The following is a 17423-nucleotide window of genomic DNA, read 5'->3' on the forward strand; positions in this document are numbered from 1 at the left end:
TGAAAACGGGAGGCAAAACCTAGGGATTGTACCAATCCAGGTGCATGCCCTTGCGCTGCACAAAACCGTGACCCACTTTGATGTGAATACTGTGGCCGCGCGTGGTGGCCGCACGCACCTGGTTCAGCAGCTCATCCAATTGCGCGGCGTTGGGCGTGGCGCGGTGCACGGTCTTCAGCCAGTGGCGCAGCACATTGGCCTGGCGTGCCGGTGTCAGCGCCTGCAACCGGGCCAGCACCGGTGGCGTGCCCACTTCCGCCAGATCCTGCGCGGCCACTTGGTCCAGCAACTGCTGGGCTTGGGCCGCATGGCGGGCACTGCGGGCAAAGGTGTCGCGGAATTGGGGAAAGGCGGCGTCCAGCGCCGGCAGCAGCCGGGCGCGTATGCGGTTGCGGGTGAATTGTTCATCCGCATTGGTGGGATCTTCCACGAAACCCACCTGGCGCGCGGCCAGCCAGGCGCGCAACTCGGCGCCGGGCACCTCCAGCAGCGGACGCCAGAAGCGCAGGCCGTTGCGCTGCCCCTGTGCGCCCATGGCACTCAGGCCCGGCAGGCCAGCGCCACGGCTCAGCGCCAGCAGCAAGGTTTCCACCTGGTCGTCGGCGTGCTGGGCCAAGGCGATGTCATGCAATGCTTCATGCGCGGGGCCGAAATCCCGTGCGGCGCTTTCCAGCGCGCCATAGCGTGCATCGCGTGCCGCGTCTTCCGGGCTTTGGCCGCTGGTGTGGCGGGCATTGACGTGGCAGATCTGCAGCGGCACACCCCATGCATCGCAGCTGCGCTGGCAATGCTGGGCAAAGCTGTCCGCCGCGGCTTGCAAACCGTGGTGCACGTGCGCGGCCCGCACCTGGCCCGGCCATTTCTCGGCGCAGGCCAGCAGCAAGGCGGTGGAGTCTGCGCCGCCGCTGTAGGCCACCAGCAGCGGCAGGCCGGGCGTGAACTGCTGCATGGCCGTACTTATACGCGCGGGCATGGGCGGGGACACGGAGGGCTCAGACATTGTGAACTATGCAACAAAAACGCCGGCAAAACATGTGGCGATTATCAAACAGCCCCCGCCAATGCCAAGACGACGACTGGATTGCACATAGACTGCCGACACAACCGCGAGACGGGGCTTTGGAGCAAATCGGGATGGATGGTGTTACCAACTTGGCGCGCGCAAGCGCAATCATGACGGCGACCACAGTCATGCTGCTGGCCAGCAGTGGCGCCCAGGCCCAGGCCCAGGCCACGGCGCCGGCCAAGCCGGCCAGCGCGGCGGGTGGCGATCAGATGGTGGGCAACACGCCCAGCGAGGCTTTGCAGCGTCAGGCGCTCAGCCCTTACCGCTTCATCATGAACGTTGCACCCGTCAAGCTCAGCAAACCAGCAGCGGCCACCGCACCGGCCCCAACGCCGCCCCCCGCACCAGCAGTCACAGCCAAGCAAGCCGCGCCCAGCCCCGCACCGACCGTGGCCAAGACAGCCGCCCCCGGGCCAGCCACCACGCCTGAGGTGGCCAAAGCCGCTGCGCCCAGCACCGCCGTTGGCCCCACGGCCCCGCCGGCACCTGTTGCCGCAGCCGCAGCCGTGGCAAGCACGTTACCGCCAACGACAACCGCCGCACAGCCAGCAGCGATCCAGGTAGCCGCAGCAGCAAACACGGCAGCGACCCCGCTTGCCCGGGCCTTGGCGGCGCCATTGCCCGCACCGGTGGTGGTGGCCCGCACGGAACTGGTCGCCATCCAGCAAGACCCACCGACGCTGAGCAACGCCTTGCTCAATGAGATTTCCCAAGGCCGGGTGAAGGTGCGCTTTGACGTCAACCCGGACGGCAGCACCAGTGGGGTGCAGGTGGCCAGCAGCAGCCACCGCAAGCTCAACGCGCTGGCCGTCGCGGCGGTCAGCAAATGGCGCTTCCAGCCGATTGATGTCACGCGCTCGGCCGAAATCGAGATGTCATTCAACAACGATGTGCGTTGAGCTGACCGCATAGGCGGCAGCCTGTCCCGCAAGTCTTGATCAGCTGAGGACAGAGCTTGCCCGCTGTGCGGGCTGCGGTCTGTCCCGCAAGTTATTTGTTGTTGGCCTTGGTGTCCGTGTAGCGCCCGTAGCTTTGCAGGCGCTGGTAGCGGCGCTCCAGCAGTTCCTTGGGCTTCAGGTCGCTGACCTGGCGCAGCGCGTCATGCAGCGCGCGTTTCAGGAACGAGGCCATCTGCTTGGCGTCGCGGTGCGCACCGCCGACCGGCTCGTTGACGATCTTGTCCACCAGGCCCAGCGCCTTCAGACGGTGCGCGGTGATGCCCAGGGCGTCGGCCGCCTCCTGCGCCTTGTCCGAGGTCTTCCACAGGATGGAGGCACAGCCCTCGGGGCTGATCACCGAGTAGATGGAATACTGCAGCATGATGGTCTGGTCGGCCACCGAAATGGCCAGCGCGCCGCCGGAGCCGCCTTCACCGATGATGGTGGTGATGATGGGCACCTCCAGTTGCGCCATCTCGAAGATGTTGCGGCCGATCGCCTCGGACTGGCCGCGCTCCTCGGCGTCGATGCCGGGGTAGGCGCCGGGCGTGTCCACGAAGGTGAACACCGGCAAGCCGAACTTCTCGGCGGTCTTCATCAGCCGCAGCGCCTTACGGTAGCCCTCGGGCTTGCTCATGCCGAAGTTGCGCATGCCGCGCTCCTTGGTGTCGCGCCCCTTTTGCTGGCCGATCACCATGCAGGCGCTGCCGTTGAAGCGCGCCAGGCCGCCGACGATGCTCAGGTCGTCGGAGAAATGGCGGTCGCCATGCAGTTCGACAAAGTGGGTGAAGATTTCGTTGACGTAGTCCAGCGTGTAGGGCCGCTCGGGGTGGCGCGCGATCTTGGTGATCTGCCACGGCGTCAGGTCGCTGTAGATGTCCTTGGTGAGCTGCTGGCTCTTCTTGCTCAGCTGGCCGATTTCCTCGGAAATGTCCACCGCAGACTCGGTCTGCACATAGCGCAACTCTTCGATCTTGGTTTCCAGATCGGCAATCGGTTGCTCGAAGTCTAGGAAGGTTTTCTTGCCCAAAACTGGCTCCTGTTCTCTAGCCTATAGGTTTGCTGGGGCCGCCTATGGGCGCTGCCCCGCTCCAACGAGCTCTCAGTATTCCACGGGTAGCGGATCGAGAGAGCGCCAAATATACCAAGTCGCCACACTGCAATAAGGATTCCATGCGGCGGCCACCTCGCGCACATCGCTGCGGCTCACATCTTCACCGGAAAAATAGTTCTTGCTGATGCCGTTGATCAAGCCGATATCGTCCAGCGGCAGCACATTGGGCCGCATCAAGTGGAATATCAGGAACATCTCAGCCGTCCAGCGGCCAATGCCGCGGATGCCGACCAATTCGGCGATGATGGCTTCGTCCTCCATCGCCTCCCAGGATTTTACGTGGATTGCGCCGCTGTCAAAATGCAGGGCCAGATCCACCAGGTACTCGATCTTGCGCGCGCTCAGGCCGCAGGCCCGCATGTCGTCCACCTTCAGCTTCAGCACATTGGCCGGTGTCATCTTGCGCGGCAGCTTGGCAAAGCGGTCCCACATGGTCTGCGCGGCCTTCACCGAGATCTGCTGCCCCACGATGGAACGCGCCAGCGTGGTGAAGGCGTCGCCCCGGCTTTGCAGACAGGCGTCGCCGAACTCGGGAATCAGGCGCTTCATCACCCGGTCCTTCTTCAGCAGGTGTTTGCAGGCGGCATCCCAGTAGTCGGGCGTGAACACCGGTGTGTCTGTCTTCTTATCGGCGGCCATCACCCAACCCGGACTGTTGCATATTTTTTTCCCAAACCATTATTATTGCCACGCCTGCCAGCACGCATCCCCGGGGGCAAACCCCACATCCCCCATTTGATGGAACGCTGCGCCGCCCAAATCCAGGCTGGCGCGCCCCCGCGGATCGGCTGCAACCCATAGCGGCGGCAGGCAACGCGTCAGCGTGCGGTGGCGGGGGGAACTCATCAACGGGGGTGCGCTCTATCCGCAGGCGGTCTGCTGGTGCTGCGGATGAAACGGCAGGTGCATGATCAGGCTGTCTGGCCCGGGCGTTGCGGTGCAACCCCTGGGCTACAATTCATCGCAGTATATAGCGCTTGGTGCTCCGTAAGGGACTCAGCCATGCGCCCGAATCCTAGAGGCTTTATGCAGCACGCTCGTTCCACCTTGTTCAAAGCCATCCGCCTCCTCTGTGTTGCTGCAAGCGTTGCCTCTCTGTCCCTGGCCCACGCCGACGACTATGCCGACGTCAACCAGTTGCTGCGCAACGGCAAGCTGACCGAGGCCGCCATCAAGGCCGACCTCTACCTTGCGGCGAAGCCGCGCGATCCGCAGATGCGTTTCCTGAAGGGCGTGATACAGCGCGACACCGGCAAGACGGCCGACGCCATCTCCACCTTCACCAAGCTGACCGAGGACTACCCCGAGCTGCCCGAACCGTACAACAACCTGGCCGTGCTGTACGCAGGCCAGGGCCAGTACGACAAGGCGCGCGCCGCGCTGGAGATGGCCATCCGCACCAACCCCAGCTACTCCACCGCCCACGAAAACCTGGGTGACGTGTACGCCAAACTGGCCAGCCAGGCCTACAACAAGGCCCTGCAACTGGACAACACCAGCACCGCCGCCGTGCAGCCCAAACTGGCGCTGATACGCGAGGTGTTCACGCCCAACCTGAAGGCGCCACACGGCGTGGCACCCGCCCCCGTGCCTGCGCCCCCTGCACCGGCTCCCGCCCCGGCGCCCGCCAAGCCGGTTCCGGCTCCGGCCGCCGCGCCAACACCCGCACCAGCGCCCTCCGCTGCGGTTGCGCCACCGGCGGCAGCACCCGCTGTGGCCGCCCCCAAGGCCAGCACGCCCGTCGTGGCCGCCAAGCCAGCGGCGGCGTCCGATGACAGCGGCAAGGCCGCCGAGCAGGCCGTGCGTGCCTGGGCTGCGGCCTGGGCCGGCAAGGACATTCCGGCCTACCTGTCCGCCTATGCCAAGGACTTCAACCCGCCCGGCAAGCAGTCGCGCGCGGCCTGGGAAGACGAGCGCAAACGCAAGATCAAGGGCAAGAACAGCATCACCGTCAAATTGGAAAACCTGACGGTGGCCGTGGATGGCACCAAGGCGGTGGCCCGGTTTCGCCAGGACTACCGCGCCGACAGCCTGGCCGTGTCCAGCCGCAAGACGCTGGATCTGGTCAAGTCCGGCGACAAGTGGTTGATTCAACGGGAATCCACCGGCGGTTGACCCATCCGGCCCGCTTGCGGCTAGGATAGCGCCGTCGCCACTTGCTTCTCACTGTTGCATACTTTTTTCGTCCCTCTTCGTCCCGCCACCGCATGAACCGTCCCCGGTTTGCTTTGCTTGCGCTGCCTGTGCTGCTGGCGGTCGCCACGCCGGACTGGGCCGCGTCGGCACGCCGCGCGCCCAAGGCCGACGCGGCAGCCTCCGCACCGCAACCGGCCAAGAATGCCTTCGTCGATGGGTTGGCAGAGGCGCGGCTGATCGCCGTCTACCGCCTGGTGGCCGCAGGCCAGGACCGCGGGGCCCTGGCCAAAGCCGAAAGCCTGGTGCAGGACTACCCCAATTTTCAACTGGCGCAATTGGTCTACGGCGACCTGCTGGCCGCGCGCATACGTCCCATCAAGACGCTGGGTGACGTGCCCGACCCCATGGCCAAGCTGGGCGCGGCCGCGCTGGCTGAATTGCGCGACGAATCGCAGATGCGCCTGAAAGCCCTGCGCGAGCGCCCGGCGGCCGGCAGCATCCCGTCACAGTTCCTGCAACTGGCGCCGCGCAACAAACACGCCATCGCGGTGGACGCGTCACGCTCGCGGCTGTACCTGTTCGAGAACACCGCCAACGGCCTGACGCTGATTGCCGACTACTACGTGTCGGTGGGCAAGTCCGGCACCGAAAAAAGCGCCGAGGGCGACCTGCGCACGCCGCTGGGCGTGTACTTCATCACCAGCAACCTGGACCCGAAGTCGCTGGCCAACTTCTATGGCGCCGGCGCCCTGCCCATCAACTACCCCAATGTGCTGGACGCCAAGCGCGGCAAGACCGGGCGCGGCATCTGGCTGCATGGCACGCCGCCCAACCAGTACGCACGCGCGCCGCTGGCCACCGACGGCTGCGTGGTGATGGCCAACCCGGACCTGGACCGCATCATCCGCACGGTAGAAGTGCGCACCACGCCGGTGGTGATCGCCACCAAGCTGCAATGGGTGGCGGCCAACGGCCAGCAGACGCAAAGCCGGCCCTTCGAGGAGGCGCTGCAGGCCTGGCGCAACGCCAAATCGGCCGGCAACATGAACAAGCTGCTGAGCTTCTACACCGCCGACTTCAACAGCTATGGCAAGACGCTGACGGAGTGGACGCCGATGCTGCGCGGCGAGGTGGAAAAGGCCCATGGCCGCGCGATCCAGCTCAAAGACGTTTCGTACCTGCGCTGGACCGACAGCGCCGACACCATGGTGGTCACCTTTGGCGAGGTGGCCGACGGCACCCGCGCCGGCCCCACCAAACGGCAGTACTGGATACGAGAAGGTAACCAATGGAAGATTTTTTTTGAAGGAATCATAGGATGAAGACGTTATTCAGCCAGCTGTCCCTGGCGCGCCGCGCCGCACTGGTCGCCGGCATCAGCCTGTTCGGAGCAGGCACCGTGCTGGCCGCCAAGCCCGCCGCGCCGGCCAACAACAACCCGCGCGTGACGCTGGCCACCACCATGGGCGACATCGTGGTCGAGCTGTACCCGGAGAAGGCGCCCAAGACCGTGGAGAATTTCCTGCAGTACATGAAGGACAAGCACTTCGACGGCACGGTGTTCAACCGCGTGATCAAGGGTTTCGTGGTGCAGACCGGTGGCTATGACGCCAACCTGTGGCCGCGCCCCACCCGCCCACCGATCCCGCTGGAAAGCAAGAACGGGCTGAAGAACGACCGTGGCACGCTGGCCATGGCGCGTGGCGAGCCCAATTCAGCCACCGACCAATTCTTCATCAACGTCGACAACAACGACGGCCTGAACGTCGGCAAGGCAGGCGACAAGGCCGGCTACGCGGTGTTCGGCAAGGTGGTGTCGGGCATGAACGTGGTGGATAAAATCAGTGTCGTCAAGACCGGCACCAAGGACAACCAGAAGGACGTGCCCATCAAGCCCGTCACGCTGACTTCCGTCACCCTCGTCACCAAATAAGGCACCCCCATGAGCAACCCCCAAGTCGAATTGCACATCGCCGGCCACGGCATCATCACCCTGGAGCTGGACGCCGAGAAGGCGCCGCTGTCGGTGGCAAACTTCCTGGCCTATGTCAACAAAGGCCATTACGACAACACGCTGTTCCACCGCGTGATTCCCGGCTTCATGGTGCAAGGCGGCGGTTTCACGCCGGGCATGAGCCAGAAGGCCACCGACGCGCCGGTCAACAACGAAGCCAACAACGGCCTGAAGAACGTCAAGTACTCGGTGGCCATGGCGCGCACCAGCGACCCGCACTCGGCCACCGCGCAGTTCTTCATCAACGTCGCAGACAACACCTTCCTGAACCACACAGCGCCCAGCAGCCAGGGCTGGGGCTATGCGGTGTTCGGCAAGGTGGTGGGCGGCATCGACGTGGTGGACAAGATCACCGCCGTGGACACCGGCCGGCGCGGCTTCCATGACGACGTGCCCAAGGAAGACGTGGTGATGGAAAAGGCCGTGGCCAAGTAAAGCCCGGTCACGCCAGCGCGTCCGCGATGACCGCCGCCACCGTGCCGCCCATCGCGGAGCTGCCGGCCCCGCCGGCATGGCGCGTGCTGGACTTCATTTCCGATCTGCACCTGCACCGCGAGGAGCCCGCCACCTTCGAGGCCTGGCGGCGCTACCTGCAGGCCACGCGGGCCGACGCGGTGTTCATGCTGGGCGATTTGTTCGAGGTCTGGGTGGGCGACGACGTGCTGGCCCCACAGGCTGCCGCCGGCCACACCTTCGAGCAAGCCTGCGCTGCCGTGTTGCGCGACACCGCGCAACAGCGTCCGCTGTTCTTCATGCACGGCAACCGCGACTTCCTGCTGGGGCGGGCCTTCGCGCAAGCCACGGGCGTCACGCTGCTGCGCGACCCGACCGCGCTGGCCTTTGGCGGCCGGCGCTGGCTGCTGACGCATGGCGACGCGCTGTGCCTGGACGACGCCGATTACATGGCCTTTCGCGCCCAGGTGCGCGCGCCGCAGTGGCAGCGGCAATTCCTGGAGCAGCCCCTGGACAAGCGTGCGGTCATCGCCGCCGGCTTGCGGGCGCAAAGCGAGGCGCGCAAGCGCTCCGGCGTCAGCTATGGTGACCTGGACGCCGATGGCGTGCGGGCCTGGCTGCAAGCCGCCGCTGCCGCCACCATGGTCCACGGCCACACGCACCAGCCGGCCGACCACGACATGGGCGATGGCCTGCGGCGTATCGTGCTGAGCGACTGGCACCTGGAAGCCACCCCGCCGCGCGCGCAAGTGCTGCGCCTGGTGCTGCAGACAGATGGCACGGTGGACTGCCGGCGCATGGACCCCGTGCTGGCCTGACAGGCAGGCGCAAGGGCCGACGGCGTCTCAGCGCCAAGAGGACGGATCGACGTCGTCGATCTGCGCCGGCGCCAGGAATTTCTCGGCATACTGGCGGTAGATGCCCTGGTTGAGGAAGACGTCGAACAGGTCGGGGTCGATGTGGCCGTTGACCTTGAACTTGTTCATGATGCCCATGGCCTGCGACAGCTTCATGCCCGGCTTGTAGGGCCGGTCGCTGGCGGTCAGCGCCTCGAAAATGTCGGCAATGCCCATCACCCGCGCCTGCACCGACATCTGCTCGCGCGTCAGGCCCTTGGGGTAGCCCTTGCCGTCCATGCGCTCGTGGTGGCCGCCGGCGTATTCAGGCACGTTGCGCAGGTGCTTGGGCCAGGGCAACTGCTCCAGCATCTTGATGGTGGCCACAATGTGGTGGTTGATGATGTTGCGCTCGGCACCGGTCAGCGTGCCGGCGCGTATGGTCAGGTTCTCCATCTCCTCAGCGCTGAGGAAATCGGCCGCCAGCCCCTCCGGATCGCGCCAGGTACGGCCTGTGCCTATGGCGCGTATGCGGTTCAGATCATCATCCTTCATCGCCTCGCCGCCCTTGTTGACGGTGCGCAGGAATTCGCGCTCGGCGTCCAGCGTGTCCAGGGTCTGGCGGCAGGTCTGGGTGATGGCGGCCTCGGCCTCGGGGTTGGCGCAGGCGCGCAGAGCCAACTGCTGGCGCAGCGCAGCGATCTCGGCATCGCGCTTGAGCACCTCGACGCGGGTGTCCACCAGCGCGATGCGGTCGAAGATGGTCTGCAGCTTGGTGGCCTTGTCCACCACGTGCACCGGCGTGGTCACCTTGCCGCAGTCGTGCAGCAGGCCGGCAATCTTCAGCTCATAGCGGTCGCTGTCGCTCATGGCAAAGGCGGCCAGCGGCCCCTCGGAAACCGCGGCGGCGGCGTCGGCCAGCATCAGCGTGAGCGCCGGCACGCGCTGGCAGTGGCCGCCGGTGTAAGGTGACTTTTCGTCGATCGCCAGGTTGATCAGGTTGATGAAGGATTCGAACAGCGCTTCCAGCTGCGACATCAGCATGCGGTTGCTCAAGGCAATGGCGGCCTGCGAGGCCAGCGATTCGGCCAGGCCCTGGTCAGCGACCGAAAACGGCACCACCTTTTTCGTCTCCGGGTCCAGCGCATTGAGCAGTTGCAGCACGCCGATCACCTCGCCCTCGTGGTTCTTCATCGGCACCGTGAGGAAGGACTGCGAGCGGTAGCCGGTGCGGGCATCAAAACGCCGCGTGCCGGTGAAGTCGAAATTGGGCTCGGTGTAGGCGTCGGCAATGTTGACGGTCTGGCTGTGGATGGCGGCATAGGCAGCCACTGCCGAATCGTTGGGGCCGCCGGTCTCGTTGGTCAGCGGCAGGTTGGGGAAGTTGATGGGCACGCCTGAGGTGCCGCCCATCTTGATGTCCAGCGAGTCAGTGCGCAGGATCTCGAAGCGCAGCGCGCTGCCGTCCTCGGTCACGCGGTACAAGGTGCCGCCGTCGGCATGCGTGATGCTCTTGGCGGCCACCAGGATGGACTCCAGCAAGCGGTTGATGTCCCGCTCCTTGGACAGGGAGACGCCGATGTTGTTGAGCCGCTCCAGCCTTAAAAACAGGTCTCCCGCTGATTCCATGCCAACTCCTTATGTACGCTGACGGTACTTCTACGGCGCTCCCAAACACCTCGCACAACGCGCCTGGCCACATCATGCCACCATGGGCGCCTGCGCCCTACTTTTTCAGCAGCAGGCGCAGCGTGTTCTGCAACCGGCGTGCCGCCGCGCCGTCAAAGTCGCTGGCCAGCACGGTCGCCGTGTCCAGGCCCCAGGTCTGGCCCGGTGCCGGGTCGTTGCGCCGCGTCAGCAGCTGCAACTGCAGCGCGCGCCGCGCGTCCAGGTGTTCGGCCGGCGTAGGCGCCTCGGCGGCCATTTCCAGCCGCAGCAGGGCGGTGTCGGCCTGGCCTTTGACCGATTGCGCCGGCTGGCCCAACGCCTGGGCCCAGGCGCCGCGGGTGCCCGAGCTGACCTTGCCGCCCAGTTCCTGCGCGCCCGGCAACTTGGCCGCATCGCGATGCTCCCAGGCGCTCAGCAGCTGGGTCAGCGCCTCGCCATGGGCTTGGGCGGCCAGCTTTTTCAGTGCCAGTTGGGCATGCTCCAGCGCTTCGCGCTGGGCACGGAAGGCGGCGTCGCCCAGGCGCGGCGCGGCGTCAAAACTGCGCTCCTCACCGCCAAAGCGGCCACGGCCGGCATCACGCCCCCCGTCGCCACGCGGGCCACGGTCATCCGGGCGGCCGGGGCGCGCATCACGGCCGCCACGGGCGGCGTCCTTGCGGTCGCCAAAGCGGCCACCGCGCCCGGCAGGCGCAGGCTCGGCCTTTCGCATGCCGGGGCGGTCGTCACCCCGCACAGCCACCACCGGCTTGGGTACGGCCTTGGGTGCAGGCGCCGGGGCGGCCGGCGCTGCGCCGGAAGTCCCCTGCGCTGCATCGCCTGGCGTGGCTTCGGACGCTGCTTCACCAGCGGCTTCGCCCTCTGCGGGGCTGGCGGGGGTCGCAGCGTCGTCACCCGTGGCAGGGTTGCCCATGGCTTCAGCGGCAGGCACGGCAGCAGCCGCCACCTGGGCTTGCGCCTTGGCCTGGGCCTGGCCGCGCAGCGCGGCGTCCAGCCCCGCCATGGCAGCGCTGATGGCCTGGGCGTTGCCTGACTGGTTGGCAGCCTCCAGCGCCTTGGCGGCGTCCAGCACCGCGCGGTCGCGCTCGCTCAGGGCGGTGTTGGCCTTTTCACGCTCGGCGGTCTTGCGGTTGAAGGCGTCATCGATGGGCTTGCGGAAAGCATCCCACAGTTTTTGCTCCTGGCGCCGCTCCAGCGGCACCCGGTGCGCCTCGGCCTGCCAGCGCTGTTGCAGGGATTTGACGGCGTCTATGCGCAGCATGGGCGCGGCCCCCAGCTGGGCCGCCTCCTCAACCATGGCCTGGCGCACGGCCATGCTCTGCTGCTGCAGCGCCTCCAGCGGGGCGCTGGCGGCGGCCATGGCGGCCTTCCACTGCGGTTGCATTTCGGCAAAGGCCTTTTCGCTCAGGTGGCCGGCATCGCGCCAGCGGTCGCTGAACTGGTGCAGAACGCGGTTGAAGCCCTTCCAGTCATCGTCCTTGGCCACCGTGTTGTCGGCGGCCCAGGCTTTCAACTCTTCAATCAGCGCCAGCCGCTGGCCACGGTGTTCGGCAGCCTCGGCCTTGACCTTGTCCAGCCAGGCCTGCACCACCTTGTAGGCTTCGTTGCAGGCCTCGTCAAACCGCTTCCAGGCAGCATGGTTGGGCACGCCGCCCTGGTCGGTCTGCTTCCATTGCTCGCGCAGGGCGCGCAGGCTTTCCTGCATCTTGCGCCCGCCCAGCGCCTGGCCGTCGGGGCGCTTGAGCAGCGCCTCGGCCTTGGCCACCAGCTCCTCGCGCAGTTGGTCGGCGCGCCAGCGCTGCCAGCCTTCCAGCTCGCCGGCAGCTCCCAGTGCGGCATGGACCTGGGCTTCGAGCTTGTCGTCGATCAGCCGGCCATGCTCTTTCAATGCATTGCGCAGCGCAGCGGCGGCGCCAGCGCTGGCCTTGCCGTGGCCCTCGGCGATTTCCTGCTCCAGCTTGGCCAGCACCTCTTGCACGGCAGCCGTGGCCTGCGCGCGTTGCTCGGGGGGGATGGATGGCTTGGGCGGCTTCGGGGCCTTGGCCACGGGTTCCGCTGGCAGGCCGCGCAACTGGCGCAACTCGTCCGCCCACACCGGCACCGGCGGCAACGGTGCCGTGGCGTCGGTGGAGGCCGCCACCGTCTGCTCCAGCGCGGTCTTGAAGGCCTCCCACACCGCCAGCAACTGGGCGCGCGAAGCCTCCAGCAGCGGCGGGAACTTGGCCTCCACGCTGGCCCAATTGGCGTCCACCGGCAGCGTGGCGGCCTGGGTTTGCCAGTTGTTGACGTCGGCCTGCAGGGCCTCCCACGCGGCCTGGGCGTCGCGCCAGGACTTGGTGGACAGCACCTCGATGCGCTGGGCCAGCAGCACGGCGGCCTCGCGTTGCACCTGCACCCGGTGCTGCAGGTCCTCGATGATCTTGACCCGCTCGGCCAACTGGGCCTTCAACTGGGCCAGCGGCTCGCGGCTCAGCGGCGCGCCAGCCTTGGCGGCGTCGCGCTGCCAGGCCATGGCGTCGGCGATGTTCAGCCGTGGTGCGTCCAGCAGGGCCTGGGCCTTGCCGGCCCACTCCTGGGCAATCACCTCCTGCCCCTTGGCACGCTTGAGCTCGTCCAGCTTCTCGCGCAGCAGCTTGGCCGCGCCCTTGTCCTTGACACTGAGTTCCTTGAACACCTCCTGCATCTGCTGGGCCGAGGGCTCCTTGGCCAACCACTCGCGCACGCGGGCAGCGCGCTCGCCGGAGGTAGAGGCGGAAAAGGCACCGTCGGTCAGGGCGTCCAGCGGATGGGGTTCGTGCAATTTATTGGCGGCTTGGGACACGTGAAAGCAATTTCAAAAAAGTGGTTGGCAAAAATGCCAAACCGCTATTTTCGCCTTGATTTGCAAATTGGGAACGCAGGCCCCTGCGGACTACAGCCTTCTGCACGGGCCAACATATATAGAGAGACCGCAACCAGGCCACTGCACCAAGGCCGGCGAACGCAGGAAAAGCGGCACGAAACCCGCCAAATCGTCCGGCCGGGCGCGCAGGCAAAAGAAAGCCCGGTCGGTTGACGAAACGCCAGGCCGCCGGGCTCGACGGCTGGCACTAGGCCCATGCCGTCTCGGGTTTCGCAATGGGGAGAGTCGAGTCCCACACTGCGTGGAAGCAAGAGATTGCCTCCAATGTTTCGCCGGGATCGCTTCATCACAGCCGCCTCGCGGCGGGGACTGGCTACTGCCGACTGGTTGCCCATCAGGTGACAGGCCACGCCAGTCTAGTGAGCCGCCACCATTTTTTCAAATCGAAATTTCAATGACAAGCGCCACCGCCATCGGGCAAATGACTTGGATTTCTGCGCCCTTTTCAGCGAAAATCGGCGCCAAACTAAATTGTTTCGGAATATAAAATCAGTTTCATATTGTTGACTTGATATATAAACACCCCCTAGAATCCCGCATCCCCTCCTGATGAGGGATTACCCGAATCTCGCTGCCGACCCCGGCATATCGGGCTAGCCGCCGTCAACAACACACGGCGCAGCCCTGATGGCGTACCAACCCAAACGAGGCATTCACAGCCCGGCCACTGCGCAAAGCAATGCCTGGACGTGGAATCTTCGCGAAAGAAGGAAGTGCTATGACAGCGTCCAACAAGTTCACCCGAGCCCTGAGCGTCTTCGCGACCGATGTGGCCCAAGGGTTTTTTGAGATCACGCACAACGGCTTTGCCCTGCTGGGCCTGGTCGTGGTGTTTGCCGTGCTGACCCTGACGGTGCGGCCTGAATTGCGCGAAGCTGGCGAAACCCAGCTGTTTGGCTGGTTGCAAACCCGCCAGGTCGCCCTGCTGGGCATGGAGGTGGAAACCGACGCCATCGACCGCGCCACCGCCAGCAACCCCAAGGACCTGCCCAAGCAGCAGGCCGCAGTGGCCTATTGGCTGAGCAAAAAGTACCATGTGGCGCCAGAGCCGGTCAGCGCCCTGGTGGTGGAAGCCTATGACATCGGCAGCCGCAACAAGATGGACCCGACGCTGATTCTGGCCGTGATGGCGGTGGAATCCGGCTTCAACCCGTTTGCCCAGAGCGCGGTGGGCGCCCAGGGCCTGATGCAGGTGATGACCAATATCCACAGCGACAAATACCAGTACTTCGGCGGCAAACTGGCCGCTTTCGACCCGGTGAGCAACCTGCGGGTCGGTGCCAAGGTGCTGCAGGATTGCGTGGCGCGTGCCGGCTCGCTGGCTGGCGGGCTGCGGCTGTACGTCGGCGCCGGCAACAGCGAAGACGACGGCGGCTACACCGCCAAGGTGATGGCCGAGCACGCCCGGCTGCAGATGGTGGCCACTGGCCGTGTGGTGCCGCTGCCCATGCCGGCCGCACCGGCGGTGCAGACCGTGCCGGTGGCAGCTCCGGCCCCACAGCACGACGAGGCGCAAGCCGAAAAAGTGGCGGCCCTGGCCAGTTCCTGAACTGGCCTTTCCTGAACTCTCCAGTTCCTGAGCCTTCGCGCCTGGTGCGATGGCCCCACAGTGCGCGCCACCTCGGTTAAACTCCGCATTGCACGCGACTGGCGATAGGCGCCCCCCGCCCCTGGCGGCCGGGCGCTGACGTGGACCACCACTGGGGAGCGTGCCGCCAGGCCCTGGCCGCAAGCGGCGGAGCCTGTGTGTTCAGCCGTGCGCCTGGGCAGCCCTTGTTTTCACACAAGGCACACCGTCTCAAAGGACTGCCAACATGTACAACCGCAACATCCTCGTAGCACAGACCGACCCTGAAGTGTGGGCCGCCATCCAGGCCGAGCACCAGCGCCAGGAAGACCACATCGAGCTGATCGCCAGCGAAAACTACGCTTCGCCCGCCGTGCTGGCCGCGCAGGGTTCGCAGCTGACCAACAAGTATGCCGAAGGCTACCCCGGCAAGCGCTACTACGGCGGCTGTGAATATGTGGACGTGGTGGAGCAACTGGCCATCGACCGCGTGAAGCAGATCTTCGGCGCCGAAGCCGCCAACGTGCAGGCGCACTGCGGTGCCTCTGCCAACGAGGCGGTGTTCCTGGCCTTCCTGAAGCCGGGCGACACCATCATGGGCATGAGCCTGGCCGAAGGCGGCCACCTGACGCACGGCATGGCGCTGAACATGAGCGGCAAGTGGTTCAATGTTGTCTCCTATGGGTTGGACGCCAATGAGGCCCTGGACTACGACGCCATGGAACGCAAGGCGCACGAAACCCGCCCCAAGCTGATCATTGCCGGTGCCTCGGCCTATTCGCTGGCCATTGACTTCGCGCGCTTCGCCAAGGTGGCGAAAGACGTGGGCGCCATCTTCATGGTGGACATGGCCCACTACGCCGGCCTGATTGCCGCCGGCCTGTACCCCAACCCGGTGCCGCATGCCGATGTGGTGACGTCCACCACCCACAAAAGCCTGCGCGGCCCGCGCGGCGGCATCATCCTGATGAAGGCCCAGCACGAGAAGGCCATCAACAGCGCCATCTTCCCCGGCCTGCAGGGCGGCCCGCTGATGCACGTGATCGCCGCCAAGGCGGTGGCCTTCAAGGAGGCGCTGGCGCCCGAGTTCAAGACCTACCAGCAGCAGGTGATGACGAACGCCAAGGTGATGGCGCAGACGCTGACCGAGCGCGGCCTGCGCATCGTCAGCGGCCGCACCGAAAGCCACGTGATGCTGGTGGACCTGCGGGCCAAGGGCATCACCGGCAAGGAAGCCGAAGCCGTGCTGGGCAGCGCCCACATGACCATCAACAAGAATGCCATCCCGAACGACCCGGAAAAGCCCATGGTGACCAGCGGCGTGCGCATCGGCACGCCGGCGCTGACCACGCGCGGCTTCAAGGACGAGGAAACGCGTTTGACGGCCAACCTGATCGCCGATGTGCTGGACAACCCGCGCGACGAGGCCAATATTGCTGCGGTCCGCGTCAAGGTGGCGGAACTGACGGCCCGCTTCCCGGTCTACAAGTAACCTCAACTCAGGAGCACCGTACGTGAAATGCCCGTTCTGCAGCCACACCGAAACCCAGGTGGTGGAGACGCGCATTTCCGAGGATGGCGACTTCATCCGCAGGCGCCGCCAATGCGGCGCCTGTGAAAAGCGCTTCACCACCTATGAGCGCCCGGACGTCAATTTCCCCTCCATCGTCAAAAAGGACGGCCGGCGCATCGAGTTCGAACGCGCCAAGCTGCTGGCCTCGCTGAACCTGGCGTTGCGCAAGCGCCCGGTCAGCACCGAGCAGGTTGACAGCGCCATTGAGCGCATCGAGGAAAAGCTGCTGAACCTGGGCGTGCGCGAAGTGCCGTCCAACCGCATCGGTGAACTGGTGATGCGCGAGCTCAAGAAGCTGGACAAGGTGGCCTATGTGCGCTTTGCCAGCGTCTACCGCAGCTTTGAGGACATCGACGAGTTCAAGACGCTGGTGGACGAGGTACGGCGTTAGCGTCGCCTTCAGACAGCCCCTTTTGGCCCGATAGCCGCCCAGCGGTCAAATCCGCTTGATGAGCGGTCGTCCGGGCTATCGCCTCGACTGCCCTTTGTGCGTACCATTTGGGCATCGGGCGCGGTGCCCGAGTCACGAGGGCATTCATGGATTCTGTCAGCCGCTCTACCCCCCTCTCCCGCCGCTCGCAGGTGGGCTTCTCCATGGTGGAGGTGCTGGTGTCCATCATCGTGCTGTCCTTCGGGTTGCTGGGCATGGTGGGCCTGCAGGCGGCGGCGCTGAAAGGCAACCGCGAAGCCCGGTTGCAGTCCGTCGCCGCCGAGTTCTCGCGTGAAATGGGCGAAATGATGCGCAGCAACAAGGGCCAGGGCACCGGCCTCACGGCCGCGGACAACGGCTACCTGGTGTGCCCGTCCGGCGTCACCTGCGGCGGCACCACCACCAACACGGCCAACTATTGCCTCAACATGGGCAGCGGCTGCTCCACCAACCTCGATGTGGCCCAGGCTCAAACGACCGAGTGGCTGGCCCGTGTGAATGCCGATCTGCCTGGGGCCCGGGTGGTGGTCTGCCGCGATTCGGCGCCCTATGACAGCGGCGGCCTGCCGATCTGGGACTGCACCAATGGCGGTGACATCTTCGTCATCAAGATCGGCTGGACGCGCGGCTCCATCAACCGGGCCGCCACCGCCGCTTCCGCCATCGAACGGGTGACCGACAGCGGGAGCCGGCCCGGCGTGGTCTACCCCGTCACCGCAGGAATCTGAC

General features: G+C 65.9%; 15 protein-coding genes. 10 read left to right on the forward strand and 5 right to left on the reverse strand.

The features are described from left to right. Positions 1-19: 19 nt before the first annotated feature. A complete protein-coding gene (gene tilS, locus AC1DX2_RS03880; RefSeq protein ID WP_477194967.1) occupies positions 20-973 on the reverse strand; it encodes a tRNA lysidine(34) synthetase TilS in 954 nt (317 codons plus the stop codon). 200 nt (positions 974-1173) lie between these two features. Between tilS and AC1DX2_RS03885 the strand changes: the two genes are divergently transcribed. After that, positions 1174-1965 carry an energy transducer TonB gene (locus tag AC1DX2_RS03885; RefSeq protein WP_477194968.1) on the forward strand — a complete coding sequence of 264 codons (792 nt, stop codon included), beginning with the start codon at positions 1174-1176 and terminating at the stop codon, positions 1963-1965. A 91-nt stretch (positions 1966-2056) separates the two neighbouring features. Here the strand turns inward: AC1DX2_RS03885 and AC1DX2_RS03890 are convergent, their stop codons facing one another. After that, positions 2057-3034 (reverse strand): acetyl-CoA carboxylase carboxyltransferase subunit alpha, encoded by a 978-nt coding sequence (locus tag AC1DX2_RS03890; RefSeq protein ID WP_477194969.1) that lies wholly within the window; start codon positions 3032-3034, stop codon positions 2057-2059. A gap of 72 nt (positions 3035-3106) precedes the next feature. Further along, positions 3107-3757, reverse strand: a complete 651-nt coding sequence (locus AC1DX2_RS03895) for a DNA-3-methyladenine glycosylase family protein (protein ID WP_477194970.1) — start codon at positions 3755-3757, stop codon at positions 3107-3109. Between the two features lie 387 nt (positions 3758-4144). Between AC1DX2_RS03895 and AC1DX2_RS03900 the strand changes: the two genes are divergently transcribed. From AC1DX2_RS03900 to AC1DX2_RS03920, 5 genes are all read left to right on the forward strand, one after another. After that, complete coding sequence (locus AC1DX2_RS03900; RefSeq protein ID WP_477194971.1) at positions 4145-5233, forward strand: L,D-transpeptidase Cds6 family protein; 1089 nt, start codon at positions 4145-4147, stop codon at positions 5231-5233. A gap of 92 nt (positions 5234-5325) precedes the next feature. Continuing rightward, entirely contained in the window at positions 5326-6576 is a 1251-nt protein-coding gene (locus AC1DX2_RS03905) for a L,D-transpeptidase family protein (protein WP_477194972.1), read from the forward strand. After that, positions 6573-7187 (forward strand): peptidylprolyl isomerase, encoded by a 615-nt coding sequence (locus AC1DX2_RS03910; protein ID WP_477194973.1) that lies wholly within the window; start codon positions 6573-6575, stop codon positions 7185-7187. The genes AC1DX2_RS03905 and AC1DX2_RS03910 overlap by 4 nt, the downstream gene beginning before the upstream one ends. Before the next feature lie 9 nt (positions 7188-7196). Beyond that, positions 7197-7703 carry a peptidylprolyl isomerase gene (locus AC1DX2_RS03915; protein WP_477194974.1) on the forward strand — a complete coding sequence of 169 codons (507 nt, stop codon included), beginning with the start codon at positions 7197-7199 and terminating at the stop codon, positions 7701-7703. Positions 7704-7729: 26 nt separating this feature from the next. Beyond that, complete coding sequence (locus AC1DX2_RS03920; RefSeq protein WP_477194975.1) at positions 7730-8539, forward strand: UDP-2,3-diacylglucosamine diphosphatase; 810 nt, start codon at positions 7730-7732, stop codon at positions 8537-8539. Positions 8540-8566: 27 nt separating this feature from the next. Here AC1DX2_RS03920 and AC1DX2_RS03925 read toward each other — a convergent pair whose 3' ends face one another. Then, the gene (locus tag AC1DX2_RS03925) at positions 8567-10186 is read right to left on the reverse strand and encodes a GAF and HD-GYP domain-containing protein (RefSeq protein ID WP_477194976.1); all 1620 of its coding nucleotides are present in this window, start codon (positions 10184-10186) and stop codon (positions 8567-8569) included. A 97-nt stretch (positions 10187-10283) separates the two neighbouring features. Further along, positions 10284-13022: a DUF349 domain-containing protein gene (locus AC1DX2_RS03930; protein ID WP_477194977.1), complete on the reverse strand. Its 2739-nt coding sequence runs from the start codon at positions 13020-13022 to the stop codon at positions 10284-10286. 820 nt (positions 13023-13842) lie between these two features. On the opposite strand from AC1DX2_RS03930, the gene AC1DX2_RS03935 reads away from it, so the two are divergent. The 4 genes from AC1DX2_RS03935 (at position 13843) to pilV (ending at position 17422) form a co-directional block, all read left to right on the forward strand. Next, entirely contained in the window at positions 13843-14673 is an 831-nt protein-coding gene (locus AC1DX2_RS03935) for a lytic transglycosylase domain-containing protein (protein WP_477194978.1), read from the forward strand. Between the two features lie 265 nt (positions 14674-14938). Further along, the gene (glyA, locus tag AC1DX2_RS03940; RefSeq protein ID WP_477194979.1) at positions 14939-16183 is read left to right on the forward strand and encodes a serine hydroxymethyltransferase; all 1245 of its coding nucleotides are present in this window, start codon (positions 14939-14941) and stop codon (positions 16181-16183) included. Between the two features lie 22 nt (positions 16184-16205). Further along, positions 16206-16655: a transcriptional regulator NrdR gene (gene nrdR, locus AC1DX2_RS03945; RefSeq protein ID WP_477194980.1), complete on the forward strand. Its 450-nt coding sequence runs from the start codon at positions 16206-16208 to the stop codon at positions 16653-16655. A gap of 146 nt (positions 16656-16801) precedes the next feature. Continuing rightward, positions 16802-17422 carry a type IV pilus modification protein PilV gene (gene pilV / locus AC1DX2_RS03950; protein WP_477194981.1) on the forward strand — a complete coding sequence of 207 codons (621 nt, stop codon included), beginning with the start codon at positions 16802-16804 and terminating at the stop codon, positions 17420-17422. The last annotated feature ends 1 nt before the right edge of the window (position 17423 follow it).

This window comes from Hylemonella sp. P2_B10, from assembly GCF_056404875.1.